15 protein-coding genes and 1 pseudogene are annotated in these 14,434 nt (G+C 59.8%); 7 read left to right on the top strand and 9 right to left on the bottom strand.

Annotation, left to right across the window (positions count from 1 at the left end):
• Positions 1 to 47 precede the first annotated feature (47 nt).
• From JOE31_RS09405 to JOE31_RS09390, 4 genes and pseudogenes are all read right to left on the bottom strand, one after another.
• The gene (locus JOE31_RS09405) at positions 48 to 299 is read right to left on the bottom strand and encodes a hypothetical protein (RefSeq protein ID WP_209743583.1); all 252 of its coding nucleotides are present in this window, start codon (positions 297 to 299) and stop codon (positions 48 to 50) included.
• A gap of 61 nt (positions 300 to 360) precedes the next feature.
• Positions 361 to 1,302: a type II secretion system F family protein gene (locus JOE31_RS09400; RefSeq protein ID WP_209743581.1), complete on the bottom strand. Its 942-nt coding sequence runs from the start codon at positions 1,300 to 1,302 to the stop codon at positions 361 to 363.
• Positions 1,299 to 2,153, bottom strand: a complete 855-nt coding sequence (locus JOE31_RS09395; RefSeq protein WP_209743579.1) for a type II secretion system F family protein — start codon at positions 2,151 to 2,153, stop codon at positions 1,299 to 1,301. Before JOE31_RS09395 ends, JOE31_RS09400 begins: the two co-directional genes overlap by 4 nt.
• Positions 2,153 to 2,503: pseudogene (locus JOE31_RS09390) on the bottom strand (CpaF family protein); the annotation flags it as partial. The pseudogene JOE31_RS09390 and the gene JOE31_RS09395, both read right to left, overlap by 1 nt.
• A gap of 1,301 nt (positions 2,504 to 3,804) precedes the next feature.
• Between JOE31_RS09390 and JOE31_RS09385 the strand changes: the two are divergent.
• From JOE31_RS09385 to JOE31_RS09375, 3 genes are all read left to right on the top strand, one after another.
• Entirely contained in the window at positions 3,805 to 4,005 is a 201-nt protein-coding gene (locus JOE31_RS09385) for a hypothetical protein (RefSeq protein WP_209743577.1), read from the top strand.
• Positions 3,998 to 4,453: a hypothetical protein gene (locus JOE31_RS09380; RefSeq protein ID WP_209743575.1), complete on the top strand. Its 456-nt coding sequence runs from the start codon at positions 3,998 to 4,000 to the stop codon at positions 4,451 to 4,453. The genes JOE31_RS09385 and JOE31_RS09380 overlap by 8 nt, the downstream gene beginning before the upstream one ends.
• A gap of 353 nt (positions 4,454 to 4,806) precedes the next feature.
• Positions 4,807 to 5,136 (top strand): endonuclease VII domain-containing protein, encoded by a 330-nt coding sequence (locus JOE31_RS09375; protein WP_209743573.1) that lies wholly within the window; start codon positions 4,807 to 4,809, stop codon positions 5,134 to 5,136.
• Between the two features lie 532 nt (positions 5,137 to 5,668).
• On the opposite strand, the gene JOE31_RS09370 is transcribed toward JOE31_RS09375, so the two are convergent.
• Entirely contained in the window at positions 5,669 to 6,472 is an 804-nt protein-coding gene (locus tag JOE31_RS09370) for an HNH endonuclease (RefSeq protein ID WP_245199534.1), read from the bottom strand.
• Between the two features lie 480 nt (positions 6,473 to 6,952).
• Between JOE31_RS09370 and JOE31_RS21915 the strand changes: the two genes are divergently transcribed.
• Together JOE31_RS21915 and JOE31_RS09360 are read left to right on the top strand one after the other, a co-directional pair.
• Positions 6,953 to 7,264 (top strand): helix-turn-helix transcriptional regulator, encoded by a 312-nt coding sequence (locus JOE31_RS21915; RefSeq protein WP_209743569.1) that lies wholly within the window; start codon positions 6,953 to 6,955, stop codon positions 7,262 to 7,264.
• A gap of 997 nt (positions 7,265 to 8,261) precedes the next feature.
• Entirely contained in the window at positions 8,262 to 10,193 is a 1,932-nt protein-coding gene (locus tag JOE31_RS09360) for a hypothetical protein (RefSeq protein WP_209743566.1), read from the top strand.
• 379 nt (positions 10,194 to 10,572) lie between these two features.
• Here JOE31_RS09360 and JOE31_RS09355 read toward each other — a convergent pair whose 3' ends face one another.
• The 4 genes from JOE31_RS09355 to JOE31_RS09340 form a co-directional block, all read right to left on the bottom strand.
• On the bottom strand, positions 10,573 to 11,367 hold the full coding sequence (locus tag JOE31_RS09355) for a hypothetical protein (protein ID WP_209743564.1): 795 nt from the start codon (positions 11,365 to 11,367) through the stop codon (positions 10,573 to 10,575).
• Positions 11,301 to 11,900, bottom strand: a complete 600-nt coding sequence (locus JOE31_RS09350) for a hypothetical protein (protein ID WP_209743562.1) — start codon at positions 11,898 to 11,900, stop codon at positions 11,301 to 11,303. The genes JOE31_RS09355 and JOE31_RS09350 overlap by 67 nt, the downstream gene beginning before the upstream one ends.
• A 279-nt stretch (positions 11,901 to 12,179) precedes the next feature.
• Positions 12,180 to 12,434: a helix-turn-helix domain-containing protein gene (locus JOE31_RS09345; RefSeq protein ID WP_209743560.1), complete on the bottom strand. Its 255-nt coding sequence runs from the start codon at positions 12,432 to 12,434 to the stop codon at positions 12,180 to 12,182.
• A 450-nt stretch (positions 12,435 to 12,884) separates the two neighbouring features.
• Positions 12,885 to 13,301 carry a hypothetical protein gene (locus JOE31_RS09340; protein WP_209743558.1) on the bottom strand — a complete coding sequence of 139 codons (417 nt, stop codon included), beginning with the start codon at positions 13,299 to 13,301 and terminating at the stop codon, positions 12,885 to 12,887.
• A gap of 181 nt (positions 13,302 to 13,482) precedes the next feature.
• On the opposite strand from JOE31_RS09340, the gene JOE31_RS09335 reads away from it, so the two are divergent.
• Entirely contained in the window at positions 13,483 to 13,941 is a 459-nt protein-coding gene (locus JOE31_RS09335) for a hypothetical protein (protein WP_209743556.1), read from the top strand.
• 341 nt (positions 13,942 to 14,282) lie between these two features.
• Positions 14,283 to 14,429, top strand: a complete 147-nt coding sequence (locus JOE31_RS09330; RefSeq protein ID WP_209743554.1) for a hypothetical protein — start codon at positions 14,283 to 14,285, stop codon at positions 14,427 to 14,429.
• Positions 14,430 to 14,434: the final 5 nt, after the last annotated feature.

The raw sequence follows: 14,434 nt of genomic DNA, 5'->3' as shown, positions 1-14,434 counted from the left end.
ACCCGGCAAGGCGCATCATCCGCCGCCCGGACCCCTGCGGTCATGCGCTAGTTTCCGACCTTGTCCATGGCCTGATTGAAGAGTCCCTCCAAGGCTGGTCCGGCCAAGGCCAGCAGCGCGGCCACGAGCACTGCCGACATGAGCGTGATCATCACCCAGCCCGGCACATCCCCTCTTTCCGGATGGTCCGTGTTCCGGTGCAACTTCCCGCCGCCACTGTCGGTGGACGCTGCCGTTGACCGGAGCAACAGGGCGATGGCATGGATCAGGGCCAGGGCGCGGATTCCGAGGTGTTTCATCGAGCTTCCATTCTGTAGTTCGGCTGATCTTGTCCCGGCATTCCGGGTGGTCTGTACTCGGTCAGAGTCCGAGGCTGATGGCGGCGAGTCCCGGGAACACTGCAAAGATGACGGTCAGCGGCAGGACACCAAAGACCAGCGGGACCATCATGGCTATCTCCTTCTTTCCGGCCGACTCCATCAGGTCGCGTTTGGCGGTGTCACGGACATCCTGTGCTTGGGCGCGAAGGACGTCTGCCAGAGGTGTTCCCCGTTCAACTGCCACGATGATTCCGTCTACGAAACGCACCAAAGGTCCCAGGTCGGTCCGTGCGGAGAATCTCTGTAGTGCTTCGACGAGCGGCTTTCCGGCCCGGGTTTCACCAAGCACCAGCTCAAATTCCCTGGCGAGTTCGCCGTGTGAGCTGCGGCAGACGCGGTCCAGGGCACCCGTGGCGCTTTCCCCGGCGCTGACGGCGAGTGCCATCAGCTCGGCGAGGCTCGGGAACTCCGCCATCATGAACTTTTCCCGCCTCTTGATCTGGGCGCCCAGCCAGTAATCCCTGAAGAGGAACCCTCCGAGGGCACTGCCCAGAACGGCGACGACGGCGAGGAAAGGATTGAACTGTCCTGATGCGGCTCCGGCCAGGATCAAGCCGGTGGCGAGCACGAACCCCAGCACAGCCCAGAGCAGTTGCTCGGCCCTGAAGTCGACGACAGACTTGCGGACGCCGGCCTGCGCCAGCCTCCGGCTCAGCGCCGACGAGCCCGGGTTGAATCGCATCAGGACCGAGAGCCCGTCCTTCAGCATCGGGCGAAGTATGCGCTCCAGCGGCCCGAACGGGGTGAGGTTGTCGGTGGAAGCCAACAGCAGCTTGGATTCCAGGTTTTGCGACTTGAGTTGCGGTTCGATCCGTTCGGCAAAGCTCATTGGCCTCATGAACGGCAACCGCACAACAAGGAGCCAAAGGCCGGCTCCGAGCAGGAGTCCGCAGACAACGGCAACAGCGCCGGGCGACGTCATCTCAGGACCCTTTCGTCCTCAGGCAGTGCACCGATCCGCAACATGACGGAGTAGCAGATGGCGGAAACCACCAGTCCGCCGAGAAGCACAGCCGCCCCGGTCGCCGTGTTGTAGGCAGCGACCGCTTCGGGCCGGGTGGCCAGCAGCACCATGACGATCCAGGGTGCCGCTACTGCAAGCCGTGCTGCATTCACTGTCCAGGACTGCCGGGCCTCCAGCTCACTTCTGGTTCGCGCGCTTTCCCGCAGGAACTCGCCCAAGGTTCCCAGCAGGCGGCCGAGGTCGGAGCCGCCCACCTCCCTCGTAAGCCTGAGGGCTTCCACGATCCGGTCGGCGACAGGGTCTGCAAGCCGTTCCTTAAGCCTGTTGAGGGCTGGATCGAACTGGCCGCCGGCGCGGTAGTCGGCCCCAAAATCCCGAAAGACATGCCGCAGCTCCTCGGGTCCCTTCTCACCCAGCTGGATTAGCGCCTCGGGAAGGGACAGCCCTGCCCTGATCGCGGACCGAAGATGGTCAACAACATCGGGCCACAACTGACGCAGGGTGGCCGAGCGTTTGCGGGCCCGCCATCTGACGACGGCCATCGGTAACCATCCCCCAAACAGGCCGAAGCAGGCAGAGATGGGCCAGGACCTTGTCCCGGCGAAGAAAACGATGCTGACGAATGCTGCCACGCCAAGACAGGTGGATACCAGGCCGAGCCCGGAGACGTTTTCAATTCCGGCTGCACGCAGCAGGTCCTGGAGCCGGCTGGACCGTGGACGCTGCCTGGCGGACCGGGGCTGTTCCCAGGCCGACCACCAGATGAGGAACAAGCCGGCACCCAGAGCCACCCCCAGCACCGGTGCCATCAGCGGACCTCCAGCAAGGCTGCAACGTCGAATCCCGCACTGGCAAACTTCTCGACGGCAGGCATGGAGCTTGCTTTGGGCTGCAGCTCGCCGTCGGTGATAGCAAAGACCATGGATGACTCGATGATGCCGTTTTCGACGCGCCGTCCGAGTGACAGAATTTCCGTCACCTGGCGGCGGCCGCTGGACTGCCGGCTGCAGTGGACCACCAAATCAATGCACGAGGCGACCGTCGGCACAACGAAGGCACTGGAGATGTTGTCGCCGGCCAGGAGCGGCAGGGTGCATAGCTTGGTGACGGCGTCATGTGCTGAATTGGCGTGAACAGTGCACATGCCGGGAAGCCCGGACTTCGCTCAAGGGCTATGAGCATGCCACTCCCTTCTTTTACCTGCTAGTGGCACTGGTCCCTCCGGCACTTCGGGCTGCCGCCTTCCCGTATTGATGGGGCGAGCACGATTCTGTGTTCGCTCCGTGCGCGCCCGCCCGATCCCACGCGGCTTAACTATCGTGTCACGCCGCTTAACAGGTCTTGAAAGGAAATCGTGCGGGAGCGACGGTCCGAAAGCTGGGGCTCCTTGCTTGCAGTTGGTCAGCACCAAACGCGAAGCATTGAGATTCTGCCGCCAGCGAACAAATTTCTGAATTCTCTGGAAACGGATGGAAGGGACCACTAATGGATCTCATGAAGGAAACGCGCCTCCCGCCCGGGACGCAAGCGGCTGCAGGGCCGCTCGCGTCAGCAACCACGAGACACCCAGAGTCCGAGTGGCCGGAACACCATCCAGGGTGTTCCGGCAGCGTCAAGAACCCAACTGACAGGGTGGCGCTCTGTAGTAATAACACCCAAGATGGCGGACCTGTGATGAGGCGCCGCTTTCCAGCTACCAGTAGGTAAGCGCGGTCATGAATGTCCCGGGCAAAGCCTTCAAAAACGTGACACGCGAAAGGACGATCCTACTGCCCAAGACCAGTCGCCCCGAGTGCAGTATCTCGGGTTGCCGCAAACCCCATCACGCCCATGGTTATTGCAACTCCCACATGCCTCGTGCTGGCCGCAAGGGCGTCCAGCAATGCAGTGAACCCGCCTGCCCTACGTCGTCGATCAAGCTGGGATTCTGCCGCCGCCACGAGTCGCTTGCTCTCGTACGGCTCCCCAAGACTGCTTTGGCAGAACTATTGGAACAGATCGCTTCGCTTATTGCGCCAGACCCCGCAACGGGATGTTGGCTATGGAACGGAAGCATCGACGACAACGGTTACGCCCATTGTTTCGTCGATCGCTCCGACTGGCTCGTTCACCGCCTCATGTATGTCCTGTTCATTGGGACCCACTTACAATCCCGACAACTGGACCACCTTTGCGGCGGTCCTTCCGAGAACGGCTCGGAGGAAAGCGACAAACTGCGCCGGCGCTGCGTCAATCCGCGCCACATGGAGCCCGTGACAGGACGGGTCAACATCCTCAGGCGTGACCGTCGAGCGCGGCACCCGGGAGCAGCATTCTGGATCGATGCTGACGACCGGGGCAGGACCTCCATTGCGCTCATGCTCTGGGCAGCCTCTCACGGGTTGCCCGGCGCAGTCCCTGGCCATTGGCACATTCACAATGACCCCAGATCAGATTCATAACGAAAAGGAAGGAACATCAATGTACAAAAAGACGGGCATCACCCTGCCGTACAGCCAAGAGATCATCGAGCCCTGGCCGGGAGTCTGGCAGTTCGACTTCAAGCGGTACTACTCGCTCGCCGCAGCCCGATCGGCCCGGGCTGAATACAACAAAGCCAACGGCATTTACAACTACGAAGATGCCATCTACCACTATGAGGAAGCCAACAACGATGACTGAACATAACTACGACTACTTCGGCGTCCGCAAGTCTGTGGCTGAGCACCTCGCCGATGCCACCGCCGCAGCCGGTGATGCCGTGCCCCCTCCCGACCCCAAGACTCTCACCTTCGAACCGGTGGAGGTGAGCCCGGGCAGGTGGCAGCTTCCCAACGAAACCAACCCCAACCGCTTCTTCCGCACTCATGACGAAGCCCGGCGGGCAGGCTTCACAGCAGAAGCACACGCCCAGCGCGAGTATGCCAACTACGTGAATGCGCTTCCCATTGAGACCAAGACAGTCGGCCAGGAGGCCAACGAAACCTACGAGGCCGGGCGGGCCACAGCCATGAGCGAAGGCATCACGCCGGAAGCTTGGGCCGTCTCAGCCGAGATCAGGGCAGCGTACCTGCCGGAAACCAAGACGGGCGCCGAACTCTGGCAGGAGCATAAGCGCAACCGTCATTAACTAAGATCGGGAGCGGGTGGGCCTCATAACCCACCCGCTCCCTAGCTTTTAAACCCGTACGCGACCCTAGGCGCTACCACGGCCGGGAAGGCACAGTGAGCGCTTTTGGGTCTCCCCCCAGGGGTCTGTGGGGATTGAGCTGTCCAGGAACCCGCAGCGGGCGACCCTTGGCACACGTCGGCCCACGGTGGCAGGTCTTGCCCGTACTCTGATCACAAAGGTGATGGGGCGCACGCCCCACCCTGAGGAAGATACCAAGCACATGCAGCGCGGGCTCTCGCTGCTCGGAACGGGGAGGTAGCATGCCTGCGCGTGGGACTATCCAATGCCACACCTGCGGGCGATTCAAGCCCATGGCCGACTTCTTTGCCCGTGGCGTAGCGCTGGTCATGTGCACGAGCTGCACAGTGGCCAGTGTGGACCCGTTGCTTGCCGTCCGCATTCGCCAGCGCTACGGCATCACGGCCGTCGAGTATGCGGCGATGCTCCTGGACCAGCACAACCTGTGCGCCGTATGCGAGAAGTTACGCCCACTGCACGTCGATCACTGTCACATTACCGGGAAGGTGCGGGGGCTGGTGTGTAGGCCCTGCAACACTGGCATGGGCATGTTCAATGACGATGCCGACCGGCTGCTAGCCGCAGCGGAGTACATCACCTATCACAAAGACATGATGGACTGACGGAAGAGAACTGTGATCGTTGAGACCGAGAGCGCCATCTATGCACTGGACCTTGTGTCCATGAGGCTGAAGCGCATGCCGCGGGACAGTCCCATCGTCGTGAAGAACCCACGCGAAGGGTTGCCGGCGGTCGTGGCCTCACTGCGTCTGGATGGGGAGGTGCTTGGGATTCTCGACAACGCCTCGGCACGCCCGCACCGTAGGTCGGGCCTGATCCAAGGTTGGGGTTTTCCGGCTGTGGGCGCGGCGCCAGTTGGGCAACGCTCTCGCTCGTGCAGGCGCGAGAGGCCAGAGTGGTCGAGAGCCGTCGGGCAGGAGAATGCGAAGGCCAGGGATCCGCTTCACAAGACGCGGAGGTGGGCTCACAACGAGCCATGAACGCCCGCAAGACGCGGGTGCAGTCGCGAAGCACCGTCAGCCGGCAAGAGACGCAGGTGCGCCAAGAGTGTACCTTGCATTGGGGGGTAGGAGACGCAAGTGCCAGGGAGCGGGATTAACTCGAACCTCCGCACCAGACCAATGCGCTGGTCCGCTATGGGTTTAGTTCTCGCCAGGTGAGGTTGTCCCGGATGGCCCTTATGGTGCCATGGACCACGCCGTATTCTCTGGCCAGACGGGCTATTATTCCCCGCGTACCCGGTAGTTGGGCGCGAATGGCGTTGACTTGTTCCTGCGTCAGCTTTGCTCCGTTAGCGTCGGCACCTCGAAGGACCGTCCCATGCCGTAACCTGTCCTGCCCGATGTTCTCCAGTGGTGTTGCCCAACGAAGATTCTCGGGGCTGTTGTCCATCGAATCCCCGTTCCGGTGGGCGGCATGCATTCCTGGCGCCGGCCGGGGACCGTGCCACGCCTCGCAGACTAAGATGTGCACCGCTTGGGGATTCCGATTTCCGCAGTGGACGATAGCGTAATCTCCCTCCCTGATGAACAGTTTGAGGATAATCATCGTCCTCCCGCGGACTCTGCCGAGGGAGCTGACCATGTAGCCCTCGAACGGTGTTGGCCGCCATTCCTCGCCGACGATTTCATCGTCCGGGTGGACGACAGAGATGATCTCATCGATTCTCTGCCGGTTGGCACTGGCCCTGGCCTCCCGCTCCCGTTGGGCGAGGATCGCCGGCGATGGCTCGCTGGTCGGGTGGGCGCGGATTTTTCCTCGCGCGATCGCAGAGATGTACGACTGGGAACACTCGAAGAGCGCAGCAATCTCGCGCTGCTTCATTCCTTCCGCGATCATTTCACGCATGCGGGCGACTTCTTCGTCGGTGAATCTGGCGAATGAACAGCTCATGCCCCGAGTAGCGGCATAGTTGCCGGCGGCCACCCTGTCTGCCATGTTCTCAGCGTGCGTTCCAATCCTTAGGTGGGAGACTTCCACGCAGGACGGGACATTGCATGAGTGCAACAGCAATTGGTCTCGCGAAAGGATCTCACCGTGCTCAAAAAACCACGCCATGCGGTGGGCAAGCATGGTCTTACCGTGGAACATGAACTTCCCATGTCCTGCCAGGGTCTTGCCCGCAGTCCAAAGCAAGCACCCACCCTCTCCCGGGCGCGTCTTATCGTAGAAACGCTCACGATCTGACCTCATCGGGGGTGTCGCGACGGGATGATCACTATCCGGTCTGGGTCCAAGTCTGCTGCATTCCTTGGATTCCGTTGGCTTAGATCCCACGGCACCCGCCGTGTCAGTAGGAGTTATCGTCCCAGGTTGTGGTGTCTCCATCGTCCGCTCACATCGTGTAGGCGAGCACCAGTCGGTGCATGTAGCACTAGTAGAGCAGACAAGTCTGACATTATTGGCTGGCATTGATCTATGCCCACTCGCCCGCACCAGTCCTCCCAGGAGCAGACACTCCGGTGGGCTGAACGTAGGGCAATCGTCGGGGCGCGGATACGAGAGCTAAGACTTGAGCAGGCACTCTCCCAAGAAGCTTTGGCCTTGGAGTCCGGGTTGAGCCGGAACATGATCATCGGGATCGAGTGGGGCAAGAAGAGCGTGGCCTACGAGCGACTTTGGGATATTGCCGATGTGCTCGACGTACCAGTGACCGCGCTACTTGTCCCGCCAGATTCGGCAGCAAGGAACACGCCCTATCGCGGCGGTCGGCGACCGATGGGCCGGTAGCGCGGGAAGAACCGCCTAGTGCCATGCCTGGACGATGCCCTCTGGCCACCGACGTGGTTGCTTCCGACGGGAGAGCACCAGCCATGAGTCGTTCCATCGACCAGGCGACCCAGTCCAACGGTGCAGCCCAGGTTCCGCGGCCGCGAAATTGACACGCTTCCTGGACCGGGGCGCTGACGGTTGGCACACACCGCAACCTGGGCGCCCGCCCCACAATGTGTCCAATGCCTGCAACGGCGCAATTGGCCGTCGGGTGACTGCAGTTGCGCTTCAGGGGGCGCCGCTGCGACGAATTTTGTCCGCATACTCGTCGGAAGGAACCCGAGTCGACTCAACGAGGCCGGCGGAACCACCACGCCTCAGGCATGACGACGGTCCCTCGAATCGTCTCGGACAGTCCCCGCTGAGCGGGCTCTCCGACGGATTTCGCTAGTGTCTTTGGCTTGGCGCTCCGCCTCCTGTGCCTCACCTCATCGCGGTCCCTAATCCCTGATACTTCGCACAAGGTGGCATCCTTCATAGTTCGCTACCAGCCGGACCGCGTAACCCATAGCGCACAACAATTGGAACTCGGGTCGACCCTACCCATTAGAGAAGCTTTTTCCTCGGAAACGGTTTGCAGGAATGCGGTGGAAACGAAAACCATTGACAGCAAGAGTATGTGGGCGTAGACCATACCCTACTTAGCGCATTGACTTGCTGAGAGCGAATTCTTCTCAGACTTCTTTGATTCTGGTGGTCGGCTCGCAGTGATTATTTGGCACGGCCGCGGCGGTGCACGTACTGATAGAGGCTGGGCTATCACATCTACTCTTTAGACAGTCGCGTCCTCATAGTGGGACCTTCCTTTGCGGGGGAATCCGTGCGTCTTAGACTCAGGCACCGGCGGCTATCCCACAGCCTTCTTGTGGCGGCTGTCCTGGCATTACCTGTAAACACAACGGTGGCCAGGACTGCGAACTTCAATAGCATGATTCGTCCTGGTGATGATGACCGCTTGGGCCAAGCCCAGCAAATACTTGACGAGGATGCAAGACCGGCGCTTTCGTATAGTGTGCCTGGGCGTTTCGACGAGAGCTGGCAGGCCTTCATCCCCAGCAAGGGAACATATCAGGAGTCCTTCGTCAACCCAGCGTCGTGGCCTGTGAACCTCGATGCATGCAGTTCCAGATCCACCCGCCGCATCACCGACTACACATTCGACGTGACCGGCGTCGGTTCGTGGAATGTAACGAGGAAGACCTCTAATTGCAGTTTGAAGGTCCAACTTCCAAAACTGGGCAACTATGTTGTCAACCTCACGCTTCACACTGCTTGGGGCGGGGGGACGGAAGGGGTCAGCCGAGAACACCGTCAAGTAATCACCGTCAAAGACCGCCTCATTGTAGTTATCGGTGATTCGTTGGCTTCTGGCGAAGGAAATCCAGACAAGCCGGGTCAATACGTCACAAGGGGGGACGATACGTTTTACGCTGAAATGAGCGTTTGGTTCACGGTGAAGGATGTCGAATGGGCCGATCGGAGATGTCATCGATCAAAGAACAGTGGCCCTGCACGCGCGGCCAGATCCTTCGAGGATAGCCACACATCCGTAACATTCTTAAGCTTTGCCTGTTCCGGAGCCAGGATCTGGGAGCTCATCGACACCCGATACGCGGGTGCGGAACCTCCCCCAAAATCCACAATCGGTTCAACCCTGATACTGCCTACGCTTCCTCCCCAGATACTCGCCGCGCGTGAATCTGTGAGGAGACCCGGGGAAGCGAGCGGTCGCGTCATAGACGCCTTAATAGTGTCCGCCGGCATCAACGACCTTCATTTCAGTACCATAATCTCCAATTGCGTTACGACCGTAATCCGTAACGGCTGTGTCGGAGCCCCGGCCTGCTGGCCCGGAGGTTACAAGCCAGTCAAGAGACCCGGCTCATATGATGCGCTGTACGTGCCAGCAGATAGGATCGGTCATTCTCCAGCCACACCACATCGACCGGAGATTGCCGGCCATATCGACTGTCTGGGAGATGGGGGTATCTCCGACCAAATCGATGGTGCCCGGGGTGAGGATCCTGCCCTCAGGAAGAAATACGACGCTCTTGCGGATGCCATTCAAGTACATCTTCCGCAGACACGCGAGATCTACGTTAATGATTACCCGGCAGACGTTTTCAAAGGCGGGGCCTGCGGTAAGCTGCATCTCCAGGGACGAGGGCTGGGGGAAGCTGACGGAAGATCCATGCGAGCGTGGGGTGACAGGCTGAATCAGAAGGTATCTCAGGCCGCACACAAGTACCGAGTCGATTCTCATCGATGGAACAAGATTTCGAGCCTGACAGAGCTCTTCACTGATCATTCCTACTGCCCCGCCGGCAGTGTTGCAGAAGCAATCCAGGGCGGGATCGGCAACCAGAGTTGGTTCACTAGCTACGAGAGTTCATATAAGACTCAGGGAAACAAGCTCGGAACTGCACACCCAAACGACAATGGTCACATCGCGTACGGGAATGCCATCCGCAACGCAATGGTGATGGATCCCCCTGCGAAGCCATACCAGATGAAGATGGTTCTCCTTGAGGTTAAAGCCGAGCGAGACTCGAGCGGGCCATACGATATCGAGTTGTCGATGCAGGAATATCAAAACGACAACGTCCTAGTTCGGCGTTTTCTGCCGGTCGTCCGTGACGGCAATTGGAGGCCGGTGCCAGAGGACGTGGCACGCTTCAACTTGGCCATTTTTCCAGCGCCAGCATCCCCACGCCATGCCACCTACATCTACGCTTCGGTGGGGCAGGTGCTGCCTATTCATCACGTTTTGCGGGACGCCTACGGCCGGGGAGAACACGAAATCACGAACTCAGTTGCTGGACTCAGTCTCAAGTACAAAATAGAGCTTGAAAAGCCCCCTCCTGAACCTGGCAGCGTATTCAGGTAGCACCCGCAGCAGTACAACCCGTTAATCTCGCGATCGAGTTCATAGGGGGACTGAGCATGCCTAGTCCAGCGTCCCCTCGGACGGCGCTACTCGTCACGGCAGCCGACTGCAGCCAGTGACGCCAACCCCGACATACAGCGTGCCCTCCCCGATAGGAGAATGTTGAGAGACAGCACAGAGCCTCATCTCCGCAACAACCAGTCATCCAGCCGTCACAGCAAGCGGCCCCAGCAACGGACTATCAGAGTCGTTGCCAGATACAAACCGAGCATGAGCGACAAATCCCATCCCAAGACCCCGATTTTCCAAGTAGCGAGGCCAACGCCGGGCTCCTTAAAATTGCTGCGTCGGCCATGCGCGATTGAATTACGTGCGGCGGTCAGTGAAGTCGCTGGGACAGGTCAAGCACGTATGACCACGGCGATGCGTCCCGGTTGGTGCGTGCCTGGCGCAGATCCAAGACCTTACCAGCAGCGAACAGCGCCAAGGTAGCTGCCAATCCAATTGGACCGATAACGCCCGACTGAAGCACCGATTCGGCGGCTGTGGCTAAGGCGGGGGGAGTGAGTGACACCATTAGCGCCTGCGGCGACACGTCAAACTTAGCTCGACGGTAAGTTCGCTGCGTCTGTTTGATCCGTTCTTGGCCGATCTGGACAAGCTGACCCTTAAGCGATTCAAAAGTATCGACAGATGCTACCTCTGAGAATGTTTTCACCAAGCCGTGGATCTCTGCCTGGAATTTGAGTCGATTGACACTTAGTTCTTCACGGCACTCAGCCAGTCGCTGAACCTCAACATGGAGAAGATCAGCGGGAAGGTATGCCTCAATAACCGCTGTGGCCACCTCCCCCCGCAACTGAAGATCGCTCGACAGAACGACGTCGGTAAACTGCCCCCGGTCAGTTACGAGGTCTCGCTGGCCCATTACAGCAAGTCTGCCCGCGCATAGGGAGAGATAGTGAAAGGCCACATCTCTCGGGAGGTAGTATTTGCCCAATTTGGGGACTGTGACTTCGTTTCGTCGCAGTATTTCGCGGGCTGCGGCGCGCAACGCAGTTGCAGCTTGGCTGTTGCCGCCACGACCTTCAAGATCTGCCTGACGAATCAACGTCTTGTAGCGTTCCTCGTCGGATCCTTGTTCTGGGTCCCGCAACGGAGTTTCATAGCCCACATCTTTTTCCCACCGAGGAATTCGCCGGTCGCCGGGCTCATCCTGGTAGCGGAGAAGACCATGCTCGGAAAGCAAATCGAGCACGGGCCCCCCCCCAACTTCCCCCTGCTCAGCATCGCCATATCCGATTGCGACTCTTCCATCTGTCTGGACAAGAGCTCCGATCTCAGATCCAGCCAAGAGGCGAATTGAGCTACGGTCTCGTTAGAATCCGTAACCTCATCCACCCTCACAGAGCGTTCTTCGGTACGTTTCTCCCACCTGGTCGGTGCGACGTACATTTGTAGAGCCTTATCCCACCGTTCATCTCCCCTAATGGGGACCTTAATCTCTTTTTGTACTGTCGCGACGGTGTCCCAGGGCTTGACGATCTCCAACACCCCGCCCAGGGCTTCGTCGAGTTCGTCCAGAGAGGCTGACATTCGCGGCGCATCGTCCGTGTGCATCACGTAGACACGTTCCCAGAGAAGTGACGCCATTCTGAGCCACGACTCAGACGGGTAGAACAGCGGGTAGTACATCGCGGTATTCATGACTTCGCCTGCCTATGATTGGCGATTTACCTCGTCGGCCGATTTTAGCGGCTTTATGCTCGGACCGATAGGAGCAAGAAAATGGAGTTGCTCCTGAATGTGCTGCATCAGCCTTGCCGCAGCTATTAGTAGCGCTCCCCAAGGTAGCTTTCCGCAAAGCCGTGGCGCCACTAATTCGCAGTCCTCCTCCGCTTAACGTGGTCTGGTCGTCATTTACATCTCCGGCGTCGAAAACGCCTGTCCTGCTGCGCACGGTTCTACAACCACAGGGATCCCCCCTTATGCTTGGGTTTCAGCCGGGTTTGCTTCGACAGCCTCCATCTCACGACGCTCGGCGGTCTGGCGGTATGCCTCGGTTATGTAATCCTCAAAGTCCTGCACGCCTATTCTCCACAGTCCCCGGGCACCTATCTGCAGTCCCCGCAGCTCCCCGCTCTTAAGCAATGAACGGACCTGGGGAATGCCGACATTTAGCTCTTCGGCGACCTGCTCCATGGTCATGAAGCGCGCAGCGGATTTGTTTTGTGCGGTCATAGCCCAATCGTATGCAGGTAATGGCTTAGTTGCTGGCCGTTCCTGGCAGCACAAGTCCCTCTTTGCCAGAGCTTCCACGGCTGACGGCCCCCATAACATCGGTGCCACTGGGAGCGGTTTGTTTGTGCACACTAGCGCCCAGATGGAGCCCTCCGCACAGCTCAAGCTGCGTGACCTATTCCCATGTGGCCAGTCCGGGTCGGGAACGACGAGCGCCGGACACCTAGGAATAGGTTTCCCCAAGTTGCGGACATCACGATCAAGGGACCGGCCGGTACCCCACTTCGAGCCACGGGTTGCTCGAAGTCGGGTCGCCACCGTGAATTCTCCCAGGGAAACAGAGGCGACCCTGTGAAAGGCGGCAACGTCAGGACTTAGGTCCGGACCTCGCCTTAACCTCCGCGCGCGCGTGGCCGCAGTGCTGAAGTTCGGATGTAGCAGAGCCGGCGGTCACCCGGCAACCGAATCATTTGCTTCGGGAGCTTCAGAAGCTTCGAACTTCGTTACGGAGCTTGGCGAGGAATCTGCCAGAAACGGGTTATCCCAGGCAGACCTCACGGTCGGATCGAGCCTTCTATCTGTCACCACCATGTACGGATTCCCCGAGAAGATGGCCAGGACAGTAGCCTGATCAACCAACCGATCGGTACTTTCCCTGCGTGTGGCACCCCTTCCAGTCACCTTCTGCCTTGTGCCCGATAGCGGCTTACCAATCTCTGCAGTCCACGTCTCTACCGGAGTCTTGTCCCAAGTGATTGATTGGATGCGTTGGCCATCCGGCAAGGGGCGCATTCTGCACATGGCAGCGAAGGTCTCATACATTTCCTCCTGCTTGTCGGGCTCAACGTCGGGGATGAAGAATTTCACGCGCTTCCTTTCGCTCGGTTGGACTCTGTACCAGCCTGCATGAGCATGTCATCGTGCGAGCCGGAAGTGTGGGAGGCGCCCTTAGTAGGGAGGCCAAGGTCTGAGGCAGGTTGCAGTCACAAGGGACGGCCCTTCCGACTTGCTCGGCAAGACCGTCCGCTATTTCTGGCAGACTGACCGCATGGAATTCGACCCGTCATCGTGGGGAACCGTCGGGCAATGGGCGTCAGCCGTCTTCGCCGGCTCGGCCTTCTTCGCCACCTTCTACGTCATCCGCAGAGATTCAAAGCTGCGCCGCACGTCTCAGGCCCGCCGCATCGTGTACTACTTCAGCTACTTCATCCCGGGTGAGCCGATGGAGGACCGCTGGTTCCACATCCGCAACAACAGCGACGAGTCGGTCTACGATGTCTTTTTCTACCACCATGGTGGCCGGCAGATTGAGGCGGGAGCGCGACAGGTGCTCCACCCTGGCGAGGAGACGACGTACCGGAGCTTGGAAGTGCCGCGGATCTCCTTTCGGGACGGGGCGCGGGTACCGTGGCTGCGGAACATCGAGGGAGACTTGACGACTGGCCGACCTAAGTACAGCAAGTGGTTCAGGCAGCACCGACGAATGTTGCAGAAGAAACCGAGCTAAACCTCTGTGGCCTGTGGTTGTCGATGCCCTGTCTTGAACCTTGGCGCCGCTATCAAGCCCTTCATCAGCTCGACGTTCACTGGCCTCTTGGCGGCGCGCAAGGAGTTTAGTGGGCGCTCTGAAACTCGACTTCCCGGCCGGCCGGGATAGAGATGTTCCTCTCAGACCGCGAAGCGCAGGACCACCGCAGCCGGCATCCGGCAGGTACCCCGGAGCTCGGCGGGTTCCGACCCGTCGACTGCCTCCGTGAGACAGCGAGGCTGCAACATGCGCTGAGGCGCTTCGCCACGAACCTGCCAGGTTCATGGCGGGTAACCCGGAGAGCCGTTTAGGCTGATCCGATGGACCTTATCGGAACGATCCAGCGAGCCGACGGCAGCATTGACTACATCACCGTCCAGGGCGACAGCTACGACAACGCCAAGGGCGCCATCGAGGCTGCCGTCCCGGGAAGCACGAAGCTGATCGCCAGCCGCACGGACCACTGATCGGC

The organism is Arthrobacter sp. PvP023 (genome assembly GCF_017832975.1).
Classification (GTDB): domain Bacteria; phylum Actinomycetota; class Actinomycetes; order Actinomycetales; family Micrococcaceae; genus Arthrobacter.
Note: the sequence above shows the minus strand (reverse complement) of the source record. Positions and strands in the feature narration are given on the sequence as shown.

Bases quoted from the DNA above. Each gene is read 5' to 3' on its own strand.
- JOE31_RS09350 (WP_209743562.1), bottom strand. From the start codon at position 11,900: ATGAATACCGCGATGTACTACCCGCTGTTCTACCCGTCTGAGTCGTGG.
- JOE31_RS09380 (WP_209743575.1), top strand. From the start codon at position 3,998: ATGACTGAACATAACTACGACTACTTCGGCGTCCGCAAGTCTGTGGCT.
- JOE31_RS21915 (WP_209743569.1), top strand. From the start codon at position 6,953: ATGCCCACTCGCCCGCACCAGTCCTCCCAGGAGCAGACACTCCGGTGG.
- JOE31_RS09405 (WP_209743583.1), bottom strand. From the start codon at position 299: ATGAAACACCTCGGAATCCGCGCCCTGGCCCTGATCCATGCCATCGCC.
- JOE31_RS09400 (WP_209743581.1), bottom strand. From the start codon at position 1,302: ATGACGTCGCCCGGCGCTGTTGCCGTTGTCTGCGGACTCCTGCTCGGA.
- JOE31_RS09385 (WP_209743577.1), top strand. From the start codon at position 3,805: ATGTACAAAAAGACGGGCATCACCCTGCCGTACAGCCAAGAGATCATC.
- JOE31_RS09395 (WP_209743579.1), bottom strand. From the start codon at position 2,153: ATGGCACCGGTGCTGGGGGTGGCTCTGGGTGCCGGCTTGTTCCTCATC.
- JOE31_RS09345 (WP_209743560.1), bottom strand. From the start codon at position 12,434: ATGACCGCACAAAACAAATCCGCTGCGCGCTTCATGACCATGGAGCAG.
- JOE31_RS09330 (WP_209743554.1), top strand. From the start codon at position 14,283: ATGGACCTTATCGGAACGATCCAGCGAGCCGACGGCAGCATTGACTAC.
- JOE31_RS09375 (WP_209743573.1), top strand. From the start codon at position 4,807: ATGGCCGACTTCTTTGCCCGTGGCGTAGCGCTGGTCATGTGCACGAGC.
- JOE31_RS09370 (WP_245199534.1), bottom strand. From the start codon at position 6,472: ATGGCAGACAGGGTGGCCGCCGGCAACTATGCCGCTACTCGGGGCATG.
- JOE31_RS09335 (WP_209743556.1), top strand. From the start codon at position 13,483: ATGGAATTCGACCCGTCATCGTGGGGAACCGTCGGGCAATGGGCGTCA.